The organism is Longimicrobium sp. (genome assembly GCA_036389795.1).
Lineage (GTDB): Bacteria > Gemmatimonadota > Gemmatimonadetes > Longimicrobiales > Longimicrobiaceae > Longimicrobium.
In genome coordinates, this window is sequence record DASVWD010000223.1 from 34,031 (window position 1) to 60,359 (window position 26,329).

Here is a 26,329-nt window from a genome sequence, read left to right on the forward strand (position 1 = left end):
GATCCCGGGATTCGGTCGAAGACGTTTGGGAGAGAAGTCACCGCGCCCTCACCTGCGCTGCGGGTTCCAGGCCGGATAGGCGCCCTCCTTCGCCAGCAGGCGCGGGCCCGAGCCGTCGAGATTCATCACCCACACCTCCGACGGCAGCGTCGCCAGCTCGTGGATGCTCCCGCCCCGCACCCGCTCGAAGGCGACGCTCCGCCCGTCGGGCGAGAGGCTGAAGCGGCGCACGAACTCGCCGGTGAAGTCGGTGAGCTTCGCGAGCTGCTTCGTGGCGAAGTCGAAGCGGTAGAGGTTGACGTCCTCGTCCAGCAGGTCGTCCTGCCGGGCCACGACGAAGCCCGAGGCGTCGGGGAGCCAGCGCAGGTCGGTGACGCGCACGTAGCGGCCGAAGCTCGCCACCGGCGCGCCGCGCTCGCGGGCCCCCTCCTTCACCCGCAGCACGTGCGTGGTCCCCGACTCGGTGAACTCGCGCGGGTCGGCCAGGAGGAGCTCGTCCGCCGCGGACGCTGGCCCCCAGTCGGCGGCGCAGACGGAGCCGAACACCTCCGGGTCCAGGAGCGGCTCGTACGACGGCCCGGGCGGCGCCGCGGCCGGCACCTGCCGCAGGAGGCAGGTGGGGCCCAGGAAGAAGCCGACCTTCGCGCCGTCCGCCCGCCAGAACGGCGCGTCCGCCCCGAAGTGCTCGACCGCGCCCGAGAGCGTCAGCGTCCCCGCGTCCACCGTGCGGCCCGCCCGCACGTCCGCCGCGGCCGCGGCGTCCCACCAGCGGTTGATCCCGCTGATCGCCACCACCGGCTGCGCCACGCCGTCGCCCAGGTCCGCCACGCCGGTGAAGGTCAGCTTCTTCCCCATCCCCACCGTGAGCGAGACCTGCTGCGGCCCGGGCGCGCCGGCGACGTAGATGAAGAACGGGCCTGTGTCCATGGTGGCGCTCTGCACGGTGACGGTGACCGTGCCTTCGGCCGCGAGGCGAGCTCCGGGTGCGCCGGCGGGTTGGTGATCCTGCGCAGCCCGCTCCCGTCCGGCGCCACGGCGTACACGTCGCGCTCGTACAGCGAGACCGCCATCTCGTGGTTGCTGGTGAAGGCGATCTCGCCGCCGTCGGGCCTCCACGCGGGCGCCGCGACCGAGTACATCGTGTCCGCCTCCTTCCAGACCAGCCGGCCGCCGCTGCCGTCGGGCTGCACCAGCCGCAGCTCGCGGCCGTCCGCGCCGACGTAGGCGATGGCGTCCGGCGCCGTCGCCCGGACGGGGGGAGGCGCGGCGCTGCGTGCACCGGCCCGCCGTCCCTCCCCGCCGCGCGCATCGCCCGCGTCGCCGCCATCGCCGCCGCCGCACGCGGCGCTGAGAAGGATGGCGAAGACGCAGGAGGAGACGAGTGTGAAAGCCCGCGACGACGGTGCTGCCGGTACGCGTTCCATGGGCGGGGGGCCTCCGTCCAGGGTTCATGAGCGAAGCCGCGCGAGAACGTAGGTCGCTGCTTCCCCGGCTTCAACCGTGACGGGGGTGACCGGGATGAATACGACGGAAAGCGCCGCGGCGAGGCCGCCGCGGCGCTTCCGGTTCACCCGTCCCGCGGGCCCAACGCCCGTGGGACATCCGTTTGCCGCCAACGAAACGGGAAGGGACGAGGGGCTGCTCGCGGCGACGGAGCCTTCCGCGTGGTGAAGAGCCAGGTGCTGCGGAAAAAAGACCTTGCGGATTCGGGATGGCGGGGTTTCTGTAAAGATGGCCGCAGATGGGAGCGGCCGAAGCGCCATGCTCCGCAGGCCGATCCCGCGAGAACCGGGACGCGCCGGGAGCCCCCGCTGGATTCGGCGTCTCGATCGATCCCGGACGCGAACGCCTCGCGTCCGGAAGCCCATCCCCTAACGCGCAGAGGACCGATGAAGAAGCTCAGGTTGAACCCCGACGAGCTCAGGGTCGAGCCCTTCGAGCTGGAATCCCGGGAGGCGGAGGCGAGCGGCACGGTCCACGGCAACGACCTCACGGGGGCCGGCTGCCCCACGTCGCCCCAGTACAGCTGCGGCTACCCGCGCACCTGCGGCGGCACGAGCTGCGACACGGGATACCCGCTCTGCTACCAGTGCACCGGCCGCTGCGGGGCATGACCGGCGGAAGGGCGTCATCCAACGAACGAAAGCGCCGCAGCGAAGTCGCTGCGGCGCTTTTATCTGATACCAGATCCGTTGAGTAGTTTACGTTCGACCGAACCGATGTCATCCCGAGGGGAGCGGTAGCGACCCGAGGGATCTACTCGACGGTTCTGGTGGGTGGCGAGTCGAGCAGATTGCCTGACGCGCCCCGTCTGATCACCCACTGTTCATCCGGATCTGGTATGAGGTGCCCCGACAGGACGACTCAGGTTCGGGACCCGTTTCGCTCCTCCTCGAACACCAGGATCTCGTCTCCCTGGGCATCACGCTCTCCCGTCGGCCGCCAGCCCTGGGATCGGTAGAAGCCGTGCGCGCGCACGCCCGGGTCCGGGCTCGCCGCCAGCCAGATCCGGCCGCAGCCGCGCGAGCGGAGCCACTCCACCGCTTCGGCGAGGAGCCGCTTGCCTACGCCCCTGCCCTCGTACTCGGGCAGCACCGCCAGCACGAGCACTTCCCCACCGACCGCATCGGCGCTGCAGAAGCCGACCGCGCGCGCCCCGTCCAGACAGACCCAGCCCTTCACGTCTCCGGAGCGCAGCCCCGCGGCCGCCGAGGCGGGCGTGATGCCCACCGCCGCGAGCTGTTCGCGCGAGATGGGGTTCTCCCTCGTCCGCGCCCGGATGTCGAAGAGGCTGTCGATGTCTTCTTCCCGCGTCTCGCGGATCAGCAGTGCGGTCATCGAGCTTGCGGCAGGACGAAGTGGAGCCTGACGGTGCAGCTTCAGGGAGCGGTTTTCACCGGGGCACATCCGTGGAACCAGAAGGCCGCTGAAAGCCGAGTAGCTTTCAGCGGCCCACCTGGTCAGTGCCCCCGACAGGACTCGAACCTGTGACCTACGGTTTAGGAAACGCCGACGGCCCGTTACGTCGCGTCACGGAGGCAACAAAAGTCTAGCATTTCTGCGGAATTTTCGCAACCCGGCGTTACTGGAGATCACCGCGTGTTACCGGTTTTGTTACTCCGTTTTGTTACTGGCTCGCCCCAATCGAGCTATCGGTCGATCCTTATGGCGCAGTAAAGGCAGCGGCCGCTGCCCTGATTGCTCTCGTCGGTCTGCGCCATGGTGCCTCGGTCTGCGGGGCGGCCGAGTCACGCACGGCATGGACCCGCGGATCTCCAGCCACCTGTGCGGGAGGAGACTTACGCTGCCGGTCAATCTTCTGGGCCAAGTCGCGGACGGCGCCGAGACTGACTTGCTGATGCCGCTTTCAGTTCCCCCGCTGCCCCGGAGCTCCGCAACACCGCTTCCACTTACGTCCGGACCCGCAGGGACAAGGTTGGTTTCTATCCGCGCCGCGCAGTGGAGCGGGTTCCACAGCCCGCGCGTATTGGGCGCCGAGCGCCTCCGAGCCAGGTTCTTCGCCGTTCATCCTCCTCCAGCGCAACGAGTCCTCGGCCTTCCGGGCAAGAGGAGCGCCCACGAACGCAGGCGGGGCTTTCGCTCCGCGTCCTGGGCAGCGGCGTTCGGTCGGTCAGCGGCCCTGGTGGCTGCGGCGCCGCATTTCCAGCAGGTAGTCGATGAGCGCACGTAGCGCGGATGACGCTTGCCGGCGCTGCGGATAATACAGGTAGTATCCGGGGAAGGGAGTACAAAACTCCTCGAGCACTGCGATCACTTCCCCCCTCTCGAGGTAGGGCTGCACCCCGTCGCCCATACCGATAGTCAGCCCAAGCCCGGCGGTAACGATTCGCATCATTACGGGGAAGTCGTTTGCTACGACTCGCGACGGCACGGCGACCGAGAAGTCATCGCCGCCCGGCTCTGTAAACTCCCAGCGGTAGGGCGCGGCGTCCCGTCCCGGACGCCAGTTGATGCATGCGTGCTGCGCGAGGTCTCGCGGGTGCTCCGGTCGCGGGTGCCTGGCGAAGTACGAGGGGGCGCCGACCACGACGAGCCGCTGCGGACCGGATGCCGGGACGGCGATCATGTCCTGCTCAATCACCTCGCCCAGACGCACCGCGGCGTCGTAGCCGGCCGCTACGATGTCGCCGACGTCCTCGTCCACGATGATGTCGAGCTGCACCTCCAGATTCGCGCGCAGGAACCCCTCCAGAGCCGGCCCCCTCAGGAACCCCTCGGCCCCACTGTTGATGTTCAGGCGCAGCAGGCCGCGGGGCACGTCCGCCATCTCGCCCACGGCTGCGGCCGCGGTCTGCAGCGTGTCCAGCGCCCGCCGGGACGCTGTGTAGAACTGCTCGCCAGCGGGGGTGAGCCGCACGCTCCGCGTGGTCCGGAGAAGAAGCGTCACGCCGAGCCGCTCCTCCAGGTGGCGAAGTGCCTTGCTCAGCGCCGTTCCCGTCACTCCCAGGCGCCGCCCCGCCGCACGGAAGCCACCGGCCTCGACGATCGCGACGAACTCGGGCACTCCATCGGTCACATCCGCCATTGCGAACCTGCAGGCATCAGGGTGAGAACCTTCGTCTCGTTTATGCGAGCTACTACCCGAGATAGGTTCCTTGGGCGATCGGGTCAACCTCCGCTGCCGGGAATCATGCTTGTGGCCGATTTCCTGGGAGGGGCCCGTATCAGCGAGACAAACTCGATAAGGGAGCTCCCATGACCAACGACCCAGTGATCGCCATCGGCTCGCGAAGCTTGATGGTTCGCAGTTTCTCGATTTCCAGCGCCGTCCTTGTGGCCATGACGGGGTTCCTCAGCGCCTGTGGAGGAACGCAATCGAGTCCGAACTCCGCGGCGCACGAGGCGACCACCACCCAGCGTCCCACCGAATCAGGGTCCGTCCAGCTGAGCCAGGAGTGGGACAAGAAATTCCCCAGGAGCAACCGAGTTGACCACCAGAAGGTCACGTTCACCAACCGGTACGGAATCACGCTGGCTGCCGACCTGTACCTCCCCCGGAACCGCGGCACCGGGAGGCTGCCCGCCCTGGTGGTCAGCGGCCCGTTCGGCGCCGTGAAGGAGCAGGTGTCCGGCCTGTACGCCCAGACCATGGCCGAGCGCGGATTCGTCACGCTGGCCTTCGATCCGTCGTATACAGGCGAGAGCGGCGGTGAGCCGCGCGACGTCGCCTCTCCGGACATCAATACCGAGGATGTAAGCGCGGCCGTCGATTTCCTGGGGCTCCATCAGTCGGTTGACCGTGACCGCATTGGCGCGCTGGGGATCTGTGGCTACAGCGGCATGTCCCTTACCGCTGCCACCAGCGACTCCCGCATTAGGGCGGTGGCGACGGCTTCGATGTACGACATGTCCCGCAGCATCAGCCGTGGTTACAGGGACAGCTACACGACGGAGCAGCGCCGCCGGGTCATCGATTACATCAGCCAGCAGCGCTGGGCCGACGCAGAAGCCGGTCGTCCGGCGCGGGGTTACCACGAGGTGCCCTTCGACGCACAGAACAACATCGTACGAGGTGACCGGGGCCTTCCCGAGTCTCTGCCCGATGGTGCGGACACCGTGACCGCTGCGTTCTTCAGCTACTACCGGACTGAGCGGGGTTTCCATCCCCGGAGCGTGAATTCGACTACGGCATGGACGGCCACGACGCCGATGTCATTCTTCAACTTCCCAATGTATGCGAACTTGGAGATGATCTCGCCGCGGCCCGTCCTTCTAGTGGCCGGTGAGAACGCGCACTCGCGCTACTACTCGGAGGACGTGTACCGGATGGCTTCCGAGCCCAAGCAGCTGCTGATCGTGCCCGATGCGGACCACGTGGATCTGTACGACCGGCTGGACAAGATCCCGTTCGACGCGCTCGCGGAGTTCTTCAACAGGAACCTAAGCGCGCGCCAGCCAGCCAACTGAGGTCGTTCCTCGCCCCTTGCCTCCGCTGAGAGGGCGCGACGATCCCCTGCCTCCACTCGAGGCAATCGAGAACGCTCCTCGGCGCCGTGTCGGGGAGCGTTCTGCCACGCCTGCAGGAGCCCCCAAGATTGAGAACCGCAAGGACACAGGGTGTCGCCTGCCATGCGATTTATCCGAACCAATCGTGCGCGTAGCTTGAGTGCCCGGAGGCTGTCACGCAGCGCGAGCAGCCCACACCGTGATCAATTCGACCACAGGAAGCAGGAACCATCATGATCAAGGACAAGGTCGTCATCATCACCGGCGCTTCGTCGGGCATCGGCGAGGCAACCGCGCGGCTCCTGGCGAGCGAGGGTGCCAAGGTCGTCCTGGGCGCGCGGCGCACCGAGAAGTTGAAGGAGATTGCTGACGACATTCGGGCTGCAGGCGGGAACGCGGCCTATCAGGAGCTCGACGTGACCGATCCCGCGGCGAATCAGGCGATCGTCGATCTCGCCAAGGCGGAGTTCGGCCGACTGGACGTCATCTTCCTCAACGCCGGCATCATGCCGAACTCGCCGCTCTCGGAGCTCAAGACCGACGAGTGGCACCAGATGGTGGACGTCAACATCAAGGGCGTGCTGAACGGAGTGGCCGCGGTGCTGCCGACGTTCATTGGGCAGAAGTCCGGTCATGTGATCGCGAACTCCTCCGTCGCCGGCCTGAAGGCGTATCCGGGTGGCGCGGTCTACGGCGGCACGAAGTGGTTCGTGCGCGACTTCATGGAGGTCCTCCGCATGGAGAGCGCCGGAGAAGGGACGAACATCCGCACGGCCACGATCTACCCGGCCGCCATCAACACCGAGCTGCTGAACACGATCAGCGATAAGCCCACGGCGGAGGGAATGACGCAGCTCTACGAGCAGTTCGGGATCTCGCCGGAGCGAATCGCGCGGGTGGTAGCCGTCGCGATCGACATGCCGGAAGACACAACGATCAACGAGTTCACGGTTGGTCCGGCAAGCCAGGTGTGGTGAGCCCCATGGCAAACGAGCGGGGGCGGACGGCGCTGTTTTCCGTGATCGGAGGCCCGGGGCTCCAGCGGCTCTCGCTTCGTGCTGACACGCTGGGAAACGCCCCGCCACCAGCCAACGAGGTCGGGGTGCGCCGGGCGACGGATAGCGACCTCCACACGCTCGGACAGCTTGGCGCGCTGCTCATGCGCATGCACCACGAATCTGATCCCCGGCGCTTCGTGGCCGCGGCACCAGGGACGGAGTCCAAGTATTCGTCCTTCCTCGGAAGCCAGCTCCGAGATCCCAATGTGGTCATGCTGGTTGCGCAGTTGGACGGGGCCGTCGTCGGCTACGCTTACGCGGCGCTCGAAGGGACGGACTGCATGGCCCTTCGCGGTCCCGCCGGTGTGTTGTATGACATCGTGGTCGACCCGAGGCACCACCGGTGCGGCGTCGGCCGCCTGCTGCTCGATGCCATCGTGTCCGAACTCACGTCGCGGGGTGCGCCGCGCATGGTCCTTTTGACCGCGACGGCCAACCTCGCGGGGCAACGCCTGTTCTCTGCCGCGGGTTTTCGCTCCACCATGCTCGAGATGACGCGGGAGCTGAATGATCAGCTCGCAGGCCCGGATGATCGCTGGGCGGACCCCGTGCCCAGCCGTCAGGATCGTTCCGGCGCAGTGAAGGGTGTTACTGGGGACCGGACCGAGCGCCGGAGGCACCGGCGGATATACCTAAAAGCTATTCGAGGCGAGGATCAATCATGAAACACCTCTTTGTCTTCGGGATCACGTTCGCCGCCATCGGCGCCGTCCCCGTCCACAGTCAGCAGATCGAGATCACGCCGGTTAGCGCCCGCCCCTCCGAAATTGGGTCCGCACAGTACTTCACCGGGTCTGCGCTGGTCGACGCACTGTTCGCCCCGACCCCACACACACGGGCTGCGGCCGCGCAGGTCACCTTCGCGCCACGCGCCCGCTCCGCTTGGCACAGCCATCCGGCGGGGCAGACCCTCATCGTGATGTCCGGGACCGGCTGGGTGCAGGAATGGGGAGGCCAGCGGCGTGAGATCCACCCGGGCGACGTGATCTGGACACCGCCGGGCGTGAAGCATTGGCATGGGGCCACCACCGCGAACAGCATGAGCCACATCACCATTCAGGAGGCTGTGAACGGCGAGGTTGTGCGCTGGATGGAACACGTCAGCGACGAGCAGTATCTGGCCAATACCGCGGCGCCCGGGCAACGATCCGATCCCAACTGACCATGAACAACGAACCGGCTTCCCGCCGCCCACGCGTGATCTGCCACATGATCTCAGCGGTTGATGGACGCATCGTCACCGGAGGATGGCCCCTCTCGAAGGAGGGGTACGGGCAGTACGAGCAGGTGCACTCGAGCTACGAGCCGGAGGGCTGGATCTGCGGGCGCGTGACGATGGAGCACCTGGCGGCGGGTACGCGGTCCGACGCGGACGTGACGTGCGAATACGAAGGGCCCGAACGCGAGGACTTCGCGTCCCCCGGGGCGCACGGCTCCTTTGCCATCGCCCTCGACCCGCGAGGGAAGCTCCTATGGGATTCGGGGAATCTCCAAGGGGACCATGTCGTCGCCGTGCTCACGCACCGCGTCGCGGATGAGTATCTCGCTCTTCTGCGTGAGCGTGGCGTCTCGTACCTGCTCGCCGGAACCGAGGAGGTCGATTTGGCGCTGGCGCTGGAGAAGATCGGAGCTCGGCTCGGCGTGCGGACGCTCATGCTCGAGGGCGGTGGCGGCATCAACGGGAGCTTCCTGCGCGCGGGACTCATCGACGAGCTGAGCCTGTTGCTGGCCCCCGTGGCTGACGGGCGTTCTGGTACGCCCACAGTCTTCGATGTCCCCGGTGAGGAGGCGGGTTCCGCACCGGCTAGTCCTGGAGAGCGTGGAACACCGAGCGGACGATGTCCTCTGGCTCCGCTACCGGATCACTGCGCGCGCGGCAGAGGTCGCCAACGCGTGAGGGTGCGAACGCGCGGCGGCACAGGATCGGCCCCGGGGTATTGACGCCGAGGAGTTCGTAGTGCGAAGCACATGCTGCGCAGGTGGCATGCGCGGGCGCCCGGTGGTGGTGTTTTGAGGACGAATAGAACTACTGCGTCAGAGCCGCACGGCGCTGGCAATTTGGGCGTTCTGCGACTGAAGGATCGGACGGGCCACCGGGGCACTCTGCCTGGTGGCCCGCTCGCGCTCAACCGGTCGAATCGGCACCGGGGATTGTCAACCCTCAGGCATCAGCCTGAGAACTTCCGTCTCGTTTTTCTCACTCCGGGCCAGGCATAGCTTTACGGCCGTAGAGGGCTGAGCAGGGTCGAGCCTCGATGCTTTCGCTGGAGACCTGACAGCTGCCTACCTACCGGAGGACAGAACATGAGCAAGGTGTACTTCATAACGGGCGCTGGACGCGGGATGGGCGTCGACTTCGTCCATGCAGCACTGGCCGCAGGGCACAGGGTCGTCGCCACGGGGCGCCGCCCTGAGGAGGTCGAGCGGGCGGTGGGCCGCGCCGAGAACCTGCTGGTGGCCAAGCTCGACGTCACGGTTCCCGAGGACGTTGCGGCGGCCGTGGCCGCAGCAGCCGAGCGGTTCGGCGGGGTCGACGTTCTGATCAACAACGCCGCTAGCTTCCAGGCCGGGTTTTTCGAGGAGTTGAGCGCCGAGCAGTTCCGCGCGCAGATGGAGGTCAACTTCTTCGGCGCGCTGAACGTGACTCGCGCGTTGCTCCCGGTAATGCGCCGCCAGCGGGGCGGCCAGGTGGTGACAATCTCCTCCACGGCGGGAATCGTCGCGGGCGAATTCGCTTCGGCTTACGCGGCCTCGAAGTTCGCACTCGAGGGCTGGATGGAGGCCCTGAACCAGGAGGTGGAGCCCTACGGGATCCGTACCACGGTCGTGGAACCCGGGTTCTTCCGCACCGGGCTGCTCGAGGAGGCGTCGACGACGTGGCCCGCGCTTTCAATCGAGGACTATGCCGGGCGCACCCGGCACCTGGTCGCGCTCTGGAAGAGCATGAACGGGAAGCAGTCGGGCGACCCTGCGAAGCTGGGACGCGCCCTGATCACGCTGCTCGACTCCCCGGCACCGCCAGCCCGATGGGCCGCCGGGAGTGACGCGGTAGATGCCGTCCTTCAGAAGGCGGAGCGGCTCCGCAAGGAGGCCACTGCCCATCGGGAGCTTTCCACAGCGCTCGCCCACGACGGCTGGGAATATGGAACTTAGGGTTCGTCACGAGAGCGACGCAGCCGCGCCGGTCTTCCCGAGGTGGGGTGCCGTCTTCGCCCTTACCCTCTGCGTTTCGACGCTGATCGCGTCCGAGTTCATGCCCGTCAGCCTGCTGACGCCGATCGCCTTCGATTTGCACATCTCCGAAGGTCAGGCGGGTCAGGCGATCGCGGTCTCCGGAGTCTTCGCAGTCCTGGCGAGCCTGGGCATCTCGTCCGCGACGCGCGGGATCGATCGACGCACGGTCCTGCTGTGGCTGACGGTGCTGATGATCGTCTCCGGCCTCATGGTCGCGTTCGCGCCCGGCGCCCCCGTCTTCATGGCGGGCCGTGCCCTCGTTGGTGTGGTCATCGGCGGGTTCTGGTCGATGTCGGCGGCCACCGTGATGCGACTCGTCCCGCCCGCGGACGTGCCACGTGCGCTCGGGCTGCTGAACGGCGGCAATGCGCTCGCGACCACCGTTGCCGCGCCGCTGGGCAGCTTCCTCGGCCAATACGTCGGATGGCGCGGTGCCTTCTTCGCGGTGGTGCCGCTTGCCGCGGCGACACTCGCCTGGCTCTTCGCCACCCTCCCGTCGATGCCTTCGGAGCGGACCTCCGGAGGCGGAACCGTCTTCAGGGTTCTGCGTCGGCGGAATGTCCCGCTGGGGATGACTGCCGTCACGCTGTTCTTCCTCGGGCAGTTCGCCCTGTTCACCTACCTGCGGCCGTTCCTCGAGACGGTAACGCGCGTCGGCGTCTCGGCGCTCTCGCTTATCCTGCTGCTGACGGGAGCCGCAGGGGTGGTCGGTACCTGGGTGATCGGCATTCTACTCCGAACCCGGCTGAACAGCCTGCTAATCGTGATCCCGATCCTGATGGCCGGGATCGCGGTTGCACTCACGGGGCTGGGCAGCTCCCCGGTCGCGGTCGCCGTCCTGCTCGCTGTATGGGGGCTCCTCGGGACCGCAGCGCCTGTCGCATGGTGGACGTGGCTCAGCCGAGTGCTCCCGGATGACGCGGAGGCCGGTGGTGGGCTCTTGGTTGCGGTCATCCAGCTGGCGATCGCACTGGGAGCCACCGCGGGGGGCCTCCTCTACGACGCGAGCGGCTACCGAAGCACCTTCGCGCTTAGCTCGGCCGCACTCTGTGCGTCTGCCCTGATCGCTGCCGTCGGCTCGGGTCGCAAGAGGCCAGAAACTCCCTGACAAGGCCGCCCGGAGGCCGGCCTTCCGCATGCGCAGAGACGACGCGGCCACGGGTGGCCGGTACGCCCAGATGGTCGGGTGGAGCCGTGAATGATGCCCGAGATTCAACGCACTAGCCCAGTGACCTGCGCCACCTGTGCACAGAGTTCGTCCCCAGCTAGTGATCATCGAACGCATTGACGAGTGAGAACACACATGACGAATGGAATCAGCCCCCTCCTGACGCTGAACAACGGCGTCGCGATGCCGGCCTTCGGGCTGGGCGTGTTCCAGAGCACCCCGGAAGAGACGGTCAAAGCGGTTGAGGCCGCCATCGGCGTCGGTTACCGGATGATCGATACCGCCGCGGCCTACTTCAACGAGCGAGAGGTCGGCGAAGGCATCCGCAGGAGCGGAATCGACCGTGCCGAGCTTTTCGTGCAGACCAAGCTGTGGATGAGCGACTACGGCTACGAGCGAACGCTCCGCGCCTTCGACGCGAGCCTCCAGCGGTTGGGGCTCGAATACGTGGACCTCTACCTACTGCACTGGCCCGTGCCCTCAGACTTCGCACGGACGGTCGACTCCTACCGAGCAGCGGAGGGGCTGCTCGCGGAGGGACGGGCGCTGGCGATCGGCGTCTGCAACTTCAGCCCCGACAACCTCGAGGATCTGCTCGCACGCACCAGCGTGGTGCCCGCCGTCAACCAGGTTGAACTTCATCCGTACTTCAACCAGAGATCGGTGCGCGAGGCCGACGGCCACCTCCGGGTCGTCACCCAGTCCTGGTCGCCGCTCGGCGGCGTGAACGTGTATGCGCATGGCGAAGGCCAGGGCAGGCACCTCCTTGAGGATCCGACGATCCAGCGCCTCGCCACGCAGTACGGGAAGACCGCTGCGCAGGTGGTGCTCCGCTGGCACATCGAGCACGGGCTGTCTGTTATCCCGAAGTCGGTCCGCCGCGAGCGCATCGCGGAGAACTTCGGGGTCTTCGACTTCGCGCTGAGCCCCACGAACCTCGTGGAGATCGACGCCTTGGACACCGGGATGCGGGGCGGGCCCGATCCCCAGGCCGTCCATCCCGCGATGTTCCCGATCTCCGTCGAGGGGCACTACGCCCAGGAGCCGCGGTGAACCACACGCTTCTGCGGAACCGAGAGGCGCAAGGCACGCCGACCTGGCTCTGGTCGCCACTCGCTCCTCTGCCGCCGCCCCGACCACGGGACGCTATCGTTCTCGTCCGCGTTGTCAACTCAGAGTCATCAGCCTGTGCACCTCGAGCCTCTATATGGCTTGTGACGGACTCAATAGCTTCATCGGCCAGCAATCGCAACCGCCTGCTACCGACCCTTTAGTGGTCAGAGGAGAATCAAGATGAACATCAAGCATGCGGGCTCAACGCCCTCGATGGCAGGGCCTTCGGAGTGGTTCCGCGGCTCTGTCCGCATCGACCCGCTCTTCAACCCCGAAGGAGATGCGCGGGCCGCCGGCAACGCGGTCACCTTCGAGCCCGGCGCTCGCACTGCGTGGCATTCGCACCCGCTGGGGCAGACGCTGATCGTCACCTTCGGGCTGGGTTGGGTGCAGCGTGAGGGCGGCCGCGTCGAAGAGATCCGCCCCGGGGACGTGGTGTCGTTCGACCCCGGGGAGCGGCATTGGCACGGCGCCTCTGCCACGACGGCCATGCAGCACATTGCCATCCAAGAGGCGCTGGACGGGGAGTCAGCAATCTGGATGGAGCACGTCACCGACGACCAGTACCGGGGTCAGTAGAACGCTGTGGCGTGGGCTGTCTCGGCCGGCCGCCCTCTCGAGCGAGCTTACCGCACCATCGGGCTCGTGGGACGGAAGACCCAGACTCGCCAGCGGGCTGCGAGTACGCGCGACCGTCGAGGCAGTCCGGCCGGGTGTCGCGATGCGGTACGCCAGGGGCAGGCTCTGCAGGACCAGGTAGGTTGCACCACGCGCAGACGAAAAGAGGGTACTCTGTCCATAAGCACGCTCCGCATCGGCGACCACGTTCGCTTGGTCGGGGACACCCACCATGTCCGAGCGCCGGACCTGCGAGTTCTGCTCGGACTGAGCATGTTGCTCGGCCTGCTCGTGCTCGGCGGATGCGAAGCCAGCCAAGCTTCGAAGTCTAGCTCGCCGCCAGTTGTCACGGGTGCCGCACCGCCATCCGCGAGACCGGAGGAAACACGCATGTGGATGACCGTCGGCGACCGTCGGTTCGCCATCACTTTAGCCGACAACGCAGCCGCTCGTGCGTTCGCGGGTCGACTGCCCCTTATGCTCGAAATGAGCGAGCTCAACGGTAATGAGAAGCATGCCGACCTAGGGGAAGCGCTGCCTGCGAATGCGACGCGCCCAGGGACCATCCAGCGCGGCGACCTCATGCTGTATGGCACCACCACCCTGGTGGTGTTCTACGCGACGTTCAACTCCTCGTACTCGTACACTCGCCTCGGCCGCGTGGACGACCCCGCGGATTTGCCACAGGCGCTCGGCCCGCGCGGAGTAAAGGTCGGGTTTTCCCTGAACTAAGATGTCGGCTACTCCATTCATGACGACGAGGACGAGCAACGACATCGAAGGGAAGGTCATCGACGTTCATGATGTCCTCCGGTAGAGTAACCGATAGGACGGGCGCGCCCGGTCTGTACTCGTGCGGATCGAAAGTCTCAGTCTCGGCGCGCGCGGTGGCGGGCTCCGGCCGACCGGGATCGGCCGGCCAACGGCCTTGTGCCCCACACGTGCCGCGCCGACTCCCCCGGCGTGATCTTGTTCGCCTATTCCCGTGTCCAGACTAGGGACGGACGGAAGGGTGATAGGACAGAGCCTCGGGCCACAATGGGGGGGCTCTGCTGCTTGCTAGTGGACTGTCCTAGCGGGCGTGCACTACACTAGCCGAGTTTATTTTTCAAGCGGGCGCGAGCCGATTTGCCAAAACCCTTTAGCGCACTAGCCGGGTGTATTTCAGAGCGGGTTCCAGAACGTAGGTGGGACGTTGGGCCTACTAGCCGACTTTGTTTTCTTTTTACACTGATTAAGCGCTGGCGCGAGTGGCTGTGCCATCGACAATCGCTTCTCCGGTCGGTCAACAGCGCCGGCAGGATTTCAGCCGGACGCAAGTGCTCGTAAATCAAAACGGCCACGTTCCCCTCGGGGAGCGTGGCCGTTCGTACATGGGCCCGGCCGGACTCGAACCGGCGGCCTACTGCTTAGGAGGCAGTCGCTCTATCCACCTGAGCTACGGGCCCGCTGATGTGGCGCTAAATCTAGCACAATCTGCGATTCTTTTCCACACCCGGTGGGGTGACCGTACGCAGACCGGCTACTAGCCTAGCGCGCGTCTTCTGTCTGGCGGCGGGCCATCTCCTCAGACAGGCGCCGCTCGCAGGCGAAGAACCTCGCCCCGACCTCCATGACCATGTGGCCCATCGCCTGAAGTGCGATCCTGTCGAACGGGAACGGGCGCCACTCCATGAGCGCCCGCGCGAGGAGCCCGAGCGAGCCTGCCGTCCGCGCACCGGGTTCCAGTAACCCGAATTCCGTGCCACGCGTCAGAAACAGAGGCGTCGCACCCTCCGATTTCCCCGGATTGTCCACCAGTGCTCCCGGACCGGCATGGATCGCTTGACTGGCCGATTTGTATGCTGCCCGGTGCACTCGCAGGTTCAAACTGGCTTCAATGTCCATAAACGTTGGCGGCTTTCCGTCCGGCTTTCGCCCGAGCGCATGGGCTGCCCACCCGTAGTCTCCCAGGAACACGGCTCCGTACTTCCGACGCAGCTCCTCGTACCGGTCAGCAGCTTCCTTCATCTCCTCGTCTGTGTACGGCTCGAGCCCGAGTTCGCGGTGATGCTCCTGCTCGCTGTCCATGGCCTTCTTCACCCGCACGTGGTCGTGTTCCGCGTAGCGCTCCACGGTCTCGGTCCCATGCTTCGCGATGAACGCCGCGACAACTGCCGTTTCATGGAGCGTGCGCCAGCGCGCCTCCGCGCCCGCCGCGAATCCGCACCTGAGAAGCGCGAGCGTCTCCTCGCCCACCTGAACCCCGCGCGAATGGAGATCGATCAGCAGCGGGTACGTCCGGGGGAAGCGGTCAGGCGCCGAAGCCAACCGTTTGATATGAAACATCCCGAACTCCTCGGAAACCGAGAGGAGCTGATCAAGTAGATCAAGCGCCTCGCCCCACCACCGCGCCACACGGCCCGCCACATCCCCGCGCTCCTCGGCGCGGATCGCGATCTCCGACGCCCCCACCGTTTTCCAGCCCTCGTACTGGGCGCGGCCGGCGCCTTCGAGAAATGGTTCGATCCGATAATTGGCGAAGTCGCGGAACGAACGAGTGTATGGAGAGGGCGTGTTGGGATCGTAGCCCTGAGCGACTTGGTGCTGGCAGTACTCCGCCCAGAGGGACTGGAGGAGAGGATCTCGCGTCATTTCCATGCGGATCACCGGATCCGCCGGTTCTGGCACGTTCGTCATAGGAATTTTGAAGAAAAGAAAGGGGCGCACGAGCTGGCGCCCGTACGCCCCTCCACGGCTCTGGAGCGGCAGCTACTTCTCCGACCGGGTCTCCTGCTCCGCGAGACGGTCTTCCCAATCCTCCGGCCTCTCATCCTCGCCCCGCGACTGCCAGTAGGCATCGTGCTCGGGGTTGAGTTGATTGGCCCGGTTGTCGATTTCCGCCTGCGGGCGGTCGCTGCTGCGCTTCGTCATCTCGCCATCCTCCAGTTGAAGGCCGAGCAAGCCGGAATGGCCAGCTCCGAGTGACCGTGCCTGGGGATGCCGAGTGCCGTGCTCCAATACCGCAAACGAATGATAACGCCCTCGCCGACGGCCGCAAGCGTCATTCAGATCGCCGTGTTGCTACCTTGTCACGCGTACATCGGATTCTGCTTGAACAGCGGCTTGCCGTCCGCCCCACGGAACTCCGGGTCGGTGAGGTAGTTGATCTTGTCCACCAGCAGCGGCGAGCTCCCCTTCACGAAGAGCAGCTGCTTGGAAGGCGGCAGCCGCAGCACCTCGTCGGCCATGAGGAGCCGTCTCCCTTTTTCCGAGACCGACTCGCCGTAGTTCGTTGAGTGCCCGCTGCTCTTCCCATAGCTCCGGCCCTTGCCGGAAGATCCACCTTCGGTGAACAGCGTGGTCTCACCCGTCATCCTCGACAGCAGATCGGCGGTAGTCCAGTCGTTCGTGCCGAAGCACTGCTTGACGTCGCAGTTCGCGAAGATCGTCTCCCAGTTGTCTCTGTAGAGCCCTTTCAGCTGCGCCAAGTCCTGGATGATGACCCAGAAGAGCACGCCGTAGCCGCCTACCAAGCTGATCCCCTCGACCACCGGCCGGATGTGCCCGAGCTGCGCGAACTCGTCCAGCAGCATCAGAATCCGGTGCGTCGGCCGGCCCGGGATGCGCGTGATCATGTTGTTGATGCACGCGATCATCATCCGGACCCAGGCCGCGTGCGTCTTCAGCGCCTCCGGCGGGATGACGAGGTAGATAGTCATCGGGACGTCGCCCTTGATGAGCGAGAGGTCCACCTGCCGCGGGCGTTTCTCGGGGTTCTCCGCCTCCAGGTCGGAGCCGGGCGGAGGCACCAGCACGTTGGCCATCGGGATCGAATCCAGGAAGTCGATCCCGCGCTGGGCGGTGCTGATCACGCCCGTGCGCTCGCGCTCCTCCTTCTGCTGCAGCCGCGCGACGCCCCGGCGGACCAGCTCGTTGTCGCTGTTTCCCATCTGCTTCAGGAGCTTGTTGAACTCCTCCGCCGGGAGGGTGAGGAGCTCGCGCACCTTCATGAGGGTGCGCTCCTCGCGCCGGCCGTTGAACTCGTCGCAGACGTACAACATGAAGCAGGCGAGGAGCGAGCGGCCCTCGTCCGAGAAGTGCCGGTTCTCCTTCCCGTCCTCCTCCACCAGCATCTCCGCCAGCGTCTTGCAGTCGTCCAGCGCGCGGTCCTTCCGCGAGCCGTGTGTGTCGATGGTATCGAGCGGGTTCGCGTAGGCGTGGAGAGCGTGCTCGTACCCCGTGACGCGGAACGGATCGAGGACGTAGACCTCGCCGCCCGCGAAGAGCCGCTGCTTGTGCGTGACGTGGAAGTTCTCCCCCTTAATGTCCATGCACACCACGGAGCCCGGGTACCACAGGAGCGAGGGAACGACCGCGCCGACGCCCTTCCCGGAGCGGGTGGGCGCCATGGTGAGGATGTGGCTTGGACCGCGGTACCAGAGCAGATGCCCCGGCCGGGAGCGCCGCGGCCACGAGGACGCGGTGGAGGGTGGGAGCCGGCCGATCATGACACCGGGCATGCCCTTCTTCCCGGCACGTTGCCGCTTCTCCCACCGCAGCCCCTCCTCCGGCGAAAGGAGGAGCTCCTTCCCGGTGCCGAACGCGGCGGTGCCGTGCGCGTTCGAGGCGTGCTTGACGGAGCCGCCGAGGCAGAGGTAGCCGCCGGTGCAGAGCGCGGCGAGGAAGGCGGCCATCCCCACCGGGACCGCGCCGTCGAAGATCGCCTGCAGGGGCGCCCACTGGGCGGCGTCGTGTGCCGTCGCGCCGTGGAACGCGACCCTCCACTGGACGACGCGGCTGGGGGGGTAGAAGGGCCCGCGCGCGGCCGCGAACGCCGCCAGCGCGACAAGCCCCAGCAGGGGGGCGGCGTGGCGTGCGTGTGGAACCCGCCAGCAGGCCGCGCCGATCAGGAGCGCGGCCAGGCCCAGGGCCACGCAGAGCGCAGGCGGGTAGGCGTCGCGGGGATAGAGCGCGGGGCCGAGGTTGGGGTGATAGCCCAGACGGTCGGCGGCGTACTGCGTGGCGGCGGCGAAGCCCGCGAGGGCGGAGGCGGCGACGAGCGCTGCCACCGTGTAGGGGTGGACCGGGGCGCCCTGCCGCGTCTTCCGGAAGCGCAGCGTGTCGGGGGAGACGGACATCGGCTTCGGGGAGGAGCGCGCGCGGCCGCCCCGCCGTTAGCGGCGGGACGGCTGCGTGAAGACGAGGTCGCGGTCGAGGATGATCGAGAACGGCGTCACCTGGCCCCGGCTGGTCCAGGTCGGCTTGATGTCAAGGTTCCGGCGGGTCACCTCCGCGGCGGTCTGGCCGAGCTGCTGCGCGGTGGCGTCGGCGAGCACGTCGCGCGCGGAACGGCGCTCGTCCTCACCCCGGTCGCTGCGCCCCAGGTCGAACCCGGCGGCGATCACCGACGAGAGGAGCGCCTGGCCGAAGATCCTGCCGTAATGGTTGTTCACCCGGCCGGGAAGCCCACTCGCCCCGGTGCGCTCCCCCGCCCGCAGCGCGGGGAGCTCGTAGGTGTCGCCGTTCGGGAAGCGGATCGCCGTCCACTGCACGACCAGCCGCGCCTGGCCGGTGGCCACGTCGCTCTCGTACGTGCCGAAGAGCCAGCTGTAGCGGGGGATCACCACCACGCGCTGGGTGGCGTCGTAGACGTTGCGGGTCACCATCCCGACCACGCTCCCGGGGAGGTCCGAGTTGACCCTGGTGTGGAGCTGGCCCTCGATGATGGTCCCGACCGGCACCACCACGCTCCCCGCCGCGGCGCCTCGCGGCGCGAGCTGCTGCGGGGCCGCCGCGCGCGGGCCGCCGCCGGAGCCACCGGTCACGTACGACGAGCGGGAGGACCGGCCGGCCGGCGCGCTCCCGTAGTCCACGAACGGCGGGGTCGCGGCGGCCGGGGGGCCCCCACCGACGGAGAAGCCGCCGCTCGCCGCCGGTGGGACGGAGCGGCGCTCCGCTTCCGCCTGCGCCGCGGCTTCCATCTCCGCGAGCGTCGGCGGCTCCGGGAGCTCGTCCTCGCCGCCCGCCTCGGCCGCCTGGCCCCGGTCGGGCGCGAACGACGCGCCGCCCTGCAGCGGCTTGGAGCGGAGCGCGGCGAGGAACGCCTCGCGGCGCGGGTTCTCGGCGGGCGCCGCAGCAGTCTCCCCGCGCGCAACCGCCGTGGAGTCGGCGGTCGCGCCGCTGTCCGGCTGCACGCCGGCCTGGTCGTAGCCCCGCGCTCCGCTCCCCGCCGGACCGTAGACCGGGGGTACCACCGTGCCGGGCGCGCCGGCGATCCGGCGCGCGGTGTCGGCAGCCTGCATCCAGCTCGGGTCCGCCTCGTTGGCCATCCCCTCGACCGCGGAGGCCGCCCCGGCGCTCTCCCGGTCCTGCTGGGAGGAAGCGGCCCTCTCTTCCGGGACCGACCGGAAGAGCATCCACAGGAGGATCGCACCCGCCACGGCCGCGAGCACGACCAAGAGCGTGCGGCGCGGGCCCTCTTCAACGGGCTCCGCTTCAGGAGCGGAGGCGGGCGGCTGGGTCGCGGGTCCGGGGGTGGGAGCGGCGTCGGCGGCAGTCACCGCGCGCCGGAGGTTGGCGGAGTCCTCGCTTCCGACGAACGCCGGATCGGCTGCGCCGGTGGGGTCGGTCATCGGGGGCAGTCCTTCCGGTTGCGGGTGATGAGCAGTCGCTGCTCCTGCCCCTCACGCCCCGTCCCGACCACCAGCACGCCGCGCTGGAGGACCCGGTCGACCACGTAGAACCCGGCGCGCACCGCGTAGTTGACCAGGACCAGCTCGCCGCCCGGCCCCACCTCGAACAGCGCGGGCGTCTCCGCCTGCTGCGCCGCCTCGGGGAGCTTGATGTAGGTGTGCTCCGCGTCGGCGAAGACCTGGTCGGGACGCCACGGGTAGCCGCGGTCCCGGCACATGAAGTAGCCGAAGTCGAGGGAGGTGGGATCGAACGGCGCGGCGGCCACGGCGACCTGCCGCTCCTGCTCGGCTTGGACCGCGCGCGCCTGCTCCTCCTCGTCCGCCGCGAGCCGCTGGAGCAGTTCCTCGGGGTAGTAGAAGCGGACGATCCGGTTGTAGGGGAGGTCCGGGTTCTGCCCCGCCGTGTCGCGCGCCGTGCAGGGCGGCGAGTCGAGCGTGAGCTGGTAGAGCCGCCGGTCGGTGGGGATGGTGAGGTTGGTGGTCAGGTTGCAGTCGCTGGGCTGCACGACCACGAGCGTGGTGTTGCGCGGCCCTGGCGTGGTGCCCACGAACCAGCGCTCGGAGTCGCCCACGTAGGGCTTGAACTCCGAGACGCCGGCCGGCGGGCGCTCGCCTTCCTCCATCTGGATGTTGCAGGCCCGCAGCGGAGCGCAGGTGAGCCGGGGCTGCGTCTGGCCGAAGGGATAGACCAGGTACGCCCCGGTCTGCAGCACCCGCGCGTGGCCGCTCCGCTGGTACTCGCGCGTGGCGGCGATCACCGCCGCGTCTTCCTGGACCGGGCGCGCCGGCGCGGTCGCGTGGGAGCCGGCCGGCGGTCCGGCCTGCGGGCCGGGCTGCGCCGCCAGGGGCGCGGGAAGGGCGAAGGCCGCCGCCAGCGCGGCGGCCCGGAGGAAACTCGTCATGCGAGCTGTAAATGGAGACGCTTCGGTGTGCACGGCCGGAGCGGGCCGTGGCCCCCACACAGCCGCGCGGGCCGGCGGGCTCTCCAGCGAGATACCGTGACCTCCGGAGAACGGTTCTTGGGATGCGGAGAAGGCCGGAGCGCGGGGTCGCGCTCCGGCCTTCAGGCTGGGGGTAGAGGACGGTACCGTGCCGCTGCTCAGCGGGAAGGCGCGTGCGCTGGCGGGGTGACGGGCTGTGAGTCAGCCGGAGCGGCGGCCGTCGGCGGGGGACCCGGCGCCGGCGCCGCGGAAGCACGCTCGCGGACGCGGTTCCACTCGATGGAGGTGATCCGGATCCCGGCGGGGTTCGCCCACACCGCCTCCTCCGTCCCACCCGGCACGAAATCCACCTTCAGCGTTCCCTGCCAGACCGACTCGGCGTACCCACCGTGCGGGGAGACGTCGAGCTCGCGCCACTGCAGGTACCACACTGGCCGGTCCACGTCCCTGGAGATGCTCACCAGCTCCACCGTACGCGACAGGTCCCGCAGCAGGAGCGCGGGGTTGCGGGAGGGAGCCGAGAAGTACCGGTCCAGCCATTGGTCGGCCTCCGGCGACAGCAGCCGCTTGGCCGCGCGGGCGCGGTCCAGCTGGGCGACGGGATCGCCGTAGTAGATCCCGCGGACGTTCACCAGCCAGCGCCCCAGCTCCGACTCGACGATGGCGCGGGGCGGGTCCTTGAACCGGCTCAGGTCGTCGTAGTGGATGACGCGGCCGAACTGGTCGTAGGGGATGAAGATCGGCCGCACGCCGCCGCGCAGCGCGATCATGACCAGCCCGGCCGCCAGGACGATGTTTCCGGCCCCGGACAGGTAGTTCTTCAGGCTCGACTGGTCCAGCGCCCGCGCGAGCTGCGCGAGGCGCATCTCGTATCCCTCGCGGGCGATGTCGTACCGGCTTCGGTAGGGGCCGGACTCGGCCTCCGCGCCGGGCGTGGAAGCGGCCGGGGAACGTCTCCGGAAGATGAGCACGGGGCGGGCGGTTCAGGGAAATACGCGCGGAACGGCTGCGGGCTGAGCGGGAGGACGAACGGCGACCGTCCCCCCCCCCCGCTAGTTACCCCGGCCGCCGTCGGAGGGACCGAAGTGGACCTCGGAGGGGAAGCGCCGGCCGACCGAGCCGGGGATCTTCCACGCGAGGTAGGCGAAGGCGACCGCCGCGAAGGTGAGCGCCACCGCGACCTGCCAGTCCAGGAACGGCGGGTTGAGCACCCAGTGCATCTCGCCGCGGGAGGCGTCGTACTTCAGCAGCCCCCGCGCGATCTGGTACAGGGTCTCGAACAGGTCGTAGCCGACGCCCGCGATCACCTGGAGGAAGAAGAAGCGGACGGCGACCTCGAGCGCGTAGCGGAAGTAGGCCTTGGCCAGCCCCGCGGTGAGGCTGAACGAGCCGAAGGGAACGAACACGATCGCGGTGTTGAGGACCAGGATGCTTTCCAGCTTCACCAGCAGCAGTTGCAGTGCGATGATGAAGTAGGCGACCACCACCACGATCGCGACCAGGAGCACCACGGCGGCCGAGTAGAGCATGGAGAACATCGCGTTCACCAGCCCGATCCCGAACGCGTTGTAGACCCCTTTGACCCAGTTCGAGAAGCGCGTGAGCAGCCCCTGCTCCTCGGGCGGCTCGAGCGGCATCCCCTGCTCGGCGCCGAGCTGGTCCACCAGCCGCTGGGCGATCTCACTGCCCTGCGTCACGATCTCGGTCGGCGTGAGCGCCATCCCTGACCGGCCGGCGATCATCCCGCCCAGATGCGCGAACGAGTCGATCACCCGCTCGGTGGTGAGGTGCGGGTAGCGGAAGAAGAACATCAGCACCGCGACCGCGCCGATCTTCCACACCAGCGAGTAGAGGATGTGGTCGATCCCGACCCGTTCCTTCTGCCACTTGAGGCTGGAGTAGGAGATCTCGAGCACCAGGAGCCCGCCGAAGAGGCCCAGCAGAAGGTTCTGCGCGTTCGCAAGCCACTCCTGCTGGCGGCTGCGGAAGATCGCCTCCAGGTCGGTCTCCCGGACACGGGGAGCCTGCGCCGCGAGGTCGGTGGCCAGCAGCGCGTGCAGCGTGAGCGCGAGCCCCAGGGCCGCGAGCGCACCGGCGAGGCACGGGTGCGCCCGCAGCCAGCGGCGGACGGCGGCGACGGCTGCGCGGGATCGCGCGCGCATGCTACTGCTGCGGCAGGGTGCGCTGCCGGGCGCTGCGCGCGCGCTCGATGCTGTCCTGGCGCGCGAGGACCCGGCGCCGGGCCGCCTCGTGCACGTCCTGCCGGTACGCGTCGTAGACCGCGCGGGCGGTGTCCTCCATCGCCTCCCGCGCCGCCTGGTCGGCGCGCAGCGCGACGTCCACGGCCTGCATGTTTGCCGTGCCCATCTCCAGGTTGCGCTGCATGAGCTGCTGGTCGAGCTGCTCGGCGGCGATCCGGTTCTGGATCTGCGCCACCTCCCGCTCCGTCGCCGCGCTCGCCAGGTCCAGCTTCAGCTGGTCCAGCCGGCGCTGCGAGCGGCCGATCTCCAGGTGGTGGTCGCGCGCGCTCAGGAGCACGTTGTAGGCGGCCTCGCGCGCGGCGCGGGCCTGCTGCCCGGCGGCGCGGTGGTTCCACTCCGCCAGCTCCGGGAAGGTGCTCCGGAAGAGCCGGTCGAGGTGGCTGTTCCCGTAGCCGATGCTCTCCCCCGACCCGTAGCGCCCGTCGATCCGGTCCAGCACCTCCCCGAGCGAGGGGATGCGCAGGCGCCCGATGTGGAAGCCGCGCGCCTGCTGGATCACGTGGTTGGCCTGGCGGGTCGCCACCACGAGCTGGCGGCCCATCTGGTTCGCCTGCAGGATGAGCTGCCCGTAGCGCAGCACCGCGTTGGCGTGGTTCGCGGGGTCGTACACGACGTCGCCGATCCCGAAGATCGCGTGCGCCGGGCGCGGCACGGCGGCCACCGCGAGCGAGGCGAGGAGGACGGCCGCGGCGCCGCGGCGCAGTCGGGGAGACGAGGGTCTCATGGTGCTTCCCTGGTGGGGTGCGGGGATTAGGCCGCGAGCGCGGCCGGGGTCGGGTACATCTCCGCCGCCTGGCCGTGGAGGCCGGCCTCCTCCAGCCAGAGGCGCGGCCAGTCGGCGCCGTGCTGCGCCTGGAGGCGCCGGGCGCGCTCCACCGAGGCGGCGGTGGTCATCCCCGGCCGGGAGCCGAGGAAGGCCAGCGCGACGGGGCCCAGCTTCAGCTCGAAGCGGCGGCTCCCGTCGGGGCTCTTGAAGAAGTAGTCCCGCTTGGTCTCGCCCGTGGCGAGGATCTCGACCTCGCGGTCGTTCAGCTTGTAGGCGCGGTAGAGCTCGGCGACGTCCTCGCTGACGGCGTTCCGGTTCGGGAGGAAGACCATCGTCGGGGCGCTGGAGAGGATCACGTCGCGGTGCTCCGACTTCGCCACGTCGGCCGGGTCCTGCGTGGCGAGCATCAGCGCGCCGTTGGCCTTGCGGACGGTGCGCAGCCACTCCTCGATCTTGGCGGCGAAGAGGGAGCGCATCAGCGCCTCCCACGCCTCGTCGATCGGGATGAACGTCGGCCGGTTGGAGCGGAGCCGAAGCTCGATCTGCCGGAAGAGGTGCAGGAGCGTGGGGACGACGATGCGGTCGCCCATCCCCATCAGGCGGTGCATCTCGAAGGTGTGGACGTTCCCGGAGGCGAAGCCGTCCTTCGCGCCGTCCAGCAGGTAGCCGTAGGGGCCCGTGCCCGTGTACTGCTCCATCGCGGCGCGGATCTCCAGGTCCTGCACGTGCATGACGAACGCGCGGATCGTCCGCTCCTCCGGCGGCCGGTCCCCGAGCACCCGGAGCGCGCGCTGGATCGCCTGCCGCTTCGCGAGCGACGGCTCCACGCCCTGCAGGTGGACGGCGGTCTCGGTCCACTCCGCCGCCCACGCCTGCTCCTCCGGCTGGTCGACCAGCGCGTAGGGCTGGAACTGGAGCCCGGTGCGCGGGTCCGGCTTCGGGCGGATGTCGTAGTGACGCCCGCCCATCGCGGCGGTCAGCAGGTAAGCCGAGTGCCCCTTGTCGAACCAGAATACCTGCGCGCCCTCGTAGCGCATGAACTGCGCGACGCAGAACCCCATGAACGTGCTCTTCCCCGCCCCGGTGGAGCCCACCAGCAGGGTGTGCCCGACGTCCTTGTGGTAGAGGTTGAGCCGGAAGGGCGTCGCGTCGTCGGTGTCGACGTAGGCGAGCGCGGGGCTGCGCACCGGGAAGAACGGAGACGGCACGTGGCGCATCCCCGCCCACGACGAGGTCGCCGGGAGGAGGTCGGCGATGTTCTCGGTGGGGAGCGGCGGGCGCCGGAGGTTGTGCCACCCGTCGCCGGGCATGGTGGAGAAGAACGCCGGGCAGGCGTGCAGCCCCTCGATGCGCGCCGTGAAGCCGCGCTCGTTCACCTGGTGCATGAGCTGGCGTGCGACCTCGCGCGCCTCCGCGTCGCTGTCCCCGTGGACGACCAGCGTGGAGGTGTAGAGCGCCGCGCGCCCGCGCCCGCTCTGGAGCGCGCCCAGCAGATCGCTGAGCCGCGCCGCCGCGTGGCGGGAGTGGGTGTTCTCGAAGACCTTCTCGTCCTCCAGCTGCTGCGGCGTCTTCTCGCCGCTCTGCAGCATCCCCTGCGTGAGCGTGGCGGCGCCTTTCCGGTTCTTGAACCAGGTGTCGCGGATGCGGCCGATGATCCGCGCGGCGGGGCCGTAGCCGAGGGGGATGACGCGCGTGCTCCAGCGGTACGGCGCGCCCACCTTGGTGAGCGGGTCCAGCACGCCGGACCAGGACTCGGGAGCGAAGCCGAAGAGCGAGACCACGCAGACGTGCTTGTCGCCCACGCGGGGGCGGGTGCCGCGCACGAACTCCTGGCTGGCCAGCACCCAGTCGAGGTGGCTCGCGTCCGGCGGGGCGAGGACCTTGTGCTCCAGCCCGGTAAGGCAGAAGTGCAGGTGCGTGAGATACTCGTCGGAGCCCATCGGCTCCAGGTTGAGCCGGGCGCCCAGGCGGTCCATGAGCCGCTCCGCGCCGTCCTGCACGAAGCGCTGGAGGTGCCGCTCCCACGAGGTGGTGGACGCCTCCCCACGCACGAGCCAGCGCCGGAGCTTCGCCGCCGTGTCCGGCGGCGGGCGGTAGGTCAGCGAGAGCACGCACTCGGTCTCGTACTTCCGGCCGCTCCGGGCGTACTCCCGCCGGCGCTCCTCGTCGATCCCCCGCGTTGCCGCGTCGGGGAACGCCCCGGACTCCGGGTACTCGAAGGAACGCCGCCGCACCGCGTCGAAGTGGAACATCCACTCGTCGTGGTACGGGTAGAGCGCGCGGTTCAGGTGCGCGGAGAGCGCGTTCAGCTCGGCGTTGGTGGCCGACGCCGTGTCCGGCCCGCGGAAGCGGAAGCCCGTGAGGAATGCCCCGTCCTTGAGCTGCACCACGCCGGGGGCGACGAAGTACCCCCAGGGGAGGCTCCCCGGCAGCCCGCGGGGGACGGCGCGGGCCACCCGCAGCGCGTCGAAGCCGCGCATGGCGGCCATGCCGCTGCCGAAGAGGAAGGCGCCGACGAAGGGATCCACG

At 68.6% G+C, this 26,329-nt stretch carries 24 protein-coding genes and 2 tRNA genes; 12 read left to right on the forward strand and 14 right to left on the reverse strand.

Annotation, left to right across the window (positions count from 1 at the left end; all coding sequences use genetic code 11):
- Positions 1-48: 48 nt before the first annotated feature.
- A complete protein-coding gene (locus VF746_26160; protein HEX8695928.1) occupies positions 49-927 on the reverse strand; it encodes a hypothetical protein in 879 nt (292 codons plus the stop codon).
- A 72-nt stretch (positions 928-999) separates the two neighbouring features.
- On the opposite strand from VF746_26160, the gene VF746_26165 reads away from it, so the two are divergent.
- Positions 1,000-1,224, forward strand: a complete 225-nt coding sequence (locus VF746_26165; protein HEX8695929.1) for a hypothetical protein — start codon at positions 1,000-1,002, stop codon at positions 1,222-1,224.
- A 665-nt stretch (positions 1,225-1,889) separates the two neighbouring features.
- Complete coding sequence (locus VF746_26170; GenBank protein HEX8695930.1) at positions 1,890-2,114, forward strand: hypothetical protein; 225 nt, start codon at positions 1,890-1,892, stop codon at positions 2,112-2,114.
- Between the two features lie 250 nt (positions 2,115-2,364).
- Here VF746_26170 and VF746_26175 read toward each other — a convergent pair whose 3' ends face one another.
- The 3 genes from VF746_26175 to VF746_26185 all read right to left on the reverse strand — a co-directional run bounded on the left by VF746_26175 (position 2,365) and on the right by VF746_26185 (position 4,546).
- The gene (locus VF746_26175) at positions 2,365-2,838 is read right to left on the reverse strand and encodes a GNAT family N-acetyltransferase (GenBank protein ID HEX8695931.1); all 474 of its coding nucleotides are present in this window, start codon (positions 2,836-2,838) and stop codon (positions 2,365-2,367) included.
- Between the two features lie 126 nt (positions 2,839-2,964).
- Positions 2,965-3,040 (reverse strand) — tRNA-Arg (locus VF746_26180).
- Positions 3,041-3,631: 591 nt separating this feature from the next.
- Positions 3,632-4,546, reverse strand: a complete 915-nt coding sequence (locus VF746_26185; GenBank protein HEX8695932.1) for a LysR family transcriptional regulator — start codon at positions 4,544-4,546, stop codon at positions 3,632-3,634.
- A 170-nt stretch (positions 4,547-4,716) separates the two neighbouring features.
- Between VF746_26185 and VF746_26190 the strand changes: the two genes are divergently transcribed.
- From VF746_26190 to VF746_26235, 10 genes are all read left to right on the forward strand, one after another.
- Positions 4,717-5,928: an alpha/beta hydrolase gene (locus tag VF746_26190; protein ID HEX8695933.1), complete on the forward strand. Its 1,212-nt coding sequence runs from the start codon at positions 4,717-4,719 to the stop codon at positions 5,926-5,928.
- A gap of 272 nt (positions 5,929-6,200) precedes the next feature.
- A complete protein-coding gene (locus VF746_26195) occupies positions 6,201-6,944 on the forward strand; it encodes an SDR family oxidoreductase (protein HEX8695934.1) in 744 nt (247 codons plus the stop codon).
- A gap of 5 nt (positions 6,945-6,949) precedes the next feature.
- On the forward strand, positions 6,950-7,690 hold the full coding sequence (locus tag VF746_26200) for a GNAT family N-acetyltransferase (protein HEX8695935.1): 741 nt from the start codon (positions 6,950-6,952) through the stop codon (positions 7,688-7,690).
- A complete protein-coding gene (locus VF746_26205) occupies positions 7,687-8,187 on the forward strand; it encodes a cupin domain-containing protein (GenBank protein ID HEX8695936.1) in 501 nt (166 codons plus the stop codon). Before VF746_26200 ends, VF746_26205 begins: the two co-directional genes overlap by 4 nt.
- 2 nt (positions 8,188-8,189) lie before the next feature.
- Complete coding sequence (locus tag VF746_26210) at positions 8,190-8,966, forward strand: dihydrofolate reductase family protein (protein ID HEX8695937.1); 777 nt, start codon at positions 8,190-8,192, stop codon at positions 8,964-8,966.
- A gap of 363 nt (positions 8,967-9,329) precedes the next feature.
- A complete protein-coding gene (locus VF746_26215) occupies positions 9,330-10,178 on the forward strand; it encodes an SDR family oxidoreductase (GenBank protein HEX8695938.1) in 849 nt (282 codons plus the stop codon).
- Positions 10,168-11,367 carry an MFS transporter gene (locus VF746_26220; protein ID HEX8695939.1) on the forward strand — a complete coding sequence of 400 codons (1,200 nt, stop codon included), beginning with the start codon at positions 10,168-10,170 and terminating at the stop codon, positions 11,365-11,367. The genes VF746_26215 and VF746_26220 overlap by 11 nt, the downstream gene beginning before the upstream one ends.
- 195 nt (positions 11,368-11,562) lie before the next feature.
- Positions 11,563-12,480 (forward strand): aldo/keto reductase, encoded by a 918-nt coding sequence (locus VF746_26225; protein ID HEX8695940.1) that lies wholly within the window; start codon positions 11,563-11,565, stop codon positions 12,478-12,480.
- A 240-nt stretch (positions 12,481-12,720) separates the two neighbouring features.
- The gene (locus VF746_26230) at positions 12,721-13,119 is read left to right on the forward strand and encodes a cupin domain-containing protein (protein ID HEX8695941.1); all 399 of its coding nucleotides are present in this window, start codon (positions 12,721-12,723) and stop codon (positions 13,117-13,119) included.
- Between the two features lie 429 nt (positions 13,120-13,548).
- Positions 13,549-13,890 carry a cyclophilin-like fold protein gene (locus VF746_26235; GenBank protein HEX8695942.1) on the forward strand — a complete coding sequence of 114 codons (342 nt, stop codon included), beginning with the start codon at positions 13,549-13,551 and terminating at the stop codon, positions 13,888-13,890.
- 642 nt (positions 13,891-14,532) lie between these two features.
- Here VF746_26235 and VF746_26240 read toward each other — a convergent pair.
- From VF746_26240 to VF746_26285, 10 genes are all read right to left on the reverse strand, one after another.
- Positions 14,533-14,606, reverse strand: a tRNA-Arg gene (locus tag VF746_26240).
- A gap of 82 nt (positions 14,607-14,688) precedes the next feature.
- A complete protein-coding gene (locus tag VF746_26245) occupies positions 14,689-15,867 on the reverse strand; it encodes a DUF5677 domain-containing protein (GenBank protein HEX8695943.1) in 1,179 nt (392 codons plus the stop codon).
- Positions 15,868-15,909: 42 nt separating this feature from the next.
- Positions 15,910-16,071 (reverse strand): hypothetical protein, encoded by a 162-nt coding sequence (locus VF746_26250; protein HEX8695944.1) that lies wholly within the window; start codon positions 16,069-16,071, stop codon positions 15,910-15,912.
- A 158-nt stretch (positions 16,072-16,229) separates the two neighbouring features.
- Positions 16,230-18,278, reverse strand: a complete 2,049-nt coding sequence (locus VF746_26255; protein ID HEX8695945.1) for a type IV secretory system conjugative DNA transfer family protein — start codon at positions 18,276-18,278, stop codon at positions 16,230-16,232.
- A gap of 36 nt (positions 18,279-18,314) precedes the next feature.
- Positions 18,315-19,772 carry a TrbI/VirB10 family protein gene (locus VF746_26260; protein ID HEX8695946.1) on the reverse strand — a complete coding sequence of 486 codons (1,458 nt, stop codon included), beginning with the start codon at positions 19,770-19,772 and terminating at the stop codon, positions 18,315-18,317.
- Positions 19,769-20,734 carry a TrbG/VirB9 family P-type conjugative transfer protein gene (locus VF746_26265; protein ID HEX8695947.1) on the reverse strand — a complete coding sequence of 322 codons (966 nt, stop codon included), beginning with the start codon at positions 20,732-20,734 and terminating at the stop codon, positions 19,769-19,771. The genes VF746_26260 and VF746_26265 overlap by 4 nt, the downstream gene beginning before the upstream one ends.
- A 197-nt stretch (positions 20,735-20,931) precedes the next feature.
- Positions 20,932-21,639, reverse strand: a complete 708-nt coding sequence (locus tag VF746_26270; GenBank protein HEX8695948.1) for a type IV secretion system protein — start codon at positions 21,637-21,639, stop codon at positions 20,932-20,934.
- A 186-nt stretch (positions 21,640-21,825) separates the two neighbouring features.
- A complete protein-coding gene (locus tag VF746_26275; protein ID HEX8695949.1) occupies positions 21,826-22,935 on the reverse strand; it encodes a type IV secretion system protein in 1,110 nt (369 codons plus the stop codon).
- 1 nt (position 22,936) lies between these two features.
- A complete protein-coding gene (locus tag VF746_26280) occupies positions 22,937-23,758 on the reverse strand; it encodes a type IV secretion system protein (protein ID HEX8695950.1) in 822 nt (273 codons plus the stop codon).
- A gap of 26 nt (positions 23,759-23,784) precedes the next feature.
- The gene (locus tag VF746_26285; protein HEX8695951.1) at positions 23,785-26,328 is read right to left on the reverse strand and encodes a hypothetical protein; all 2,544 of its coding nucleotides are present in this window, start codon (positions 26,326-26,328) and stop codon (positions 23,785-23,787) included.
- Position 26,329: the final 1 nt, after the last annotated feature.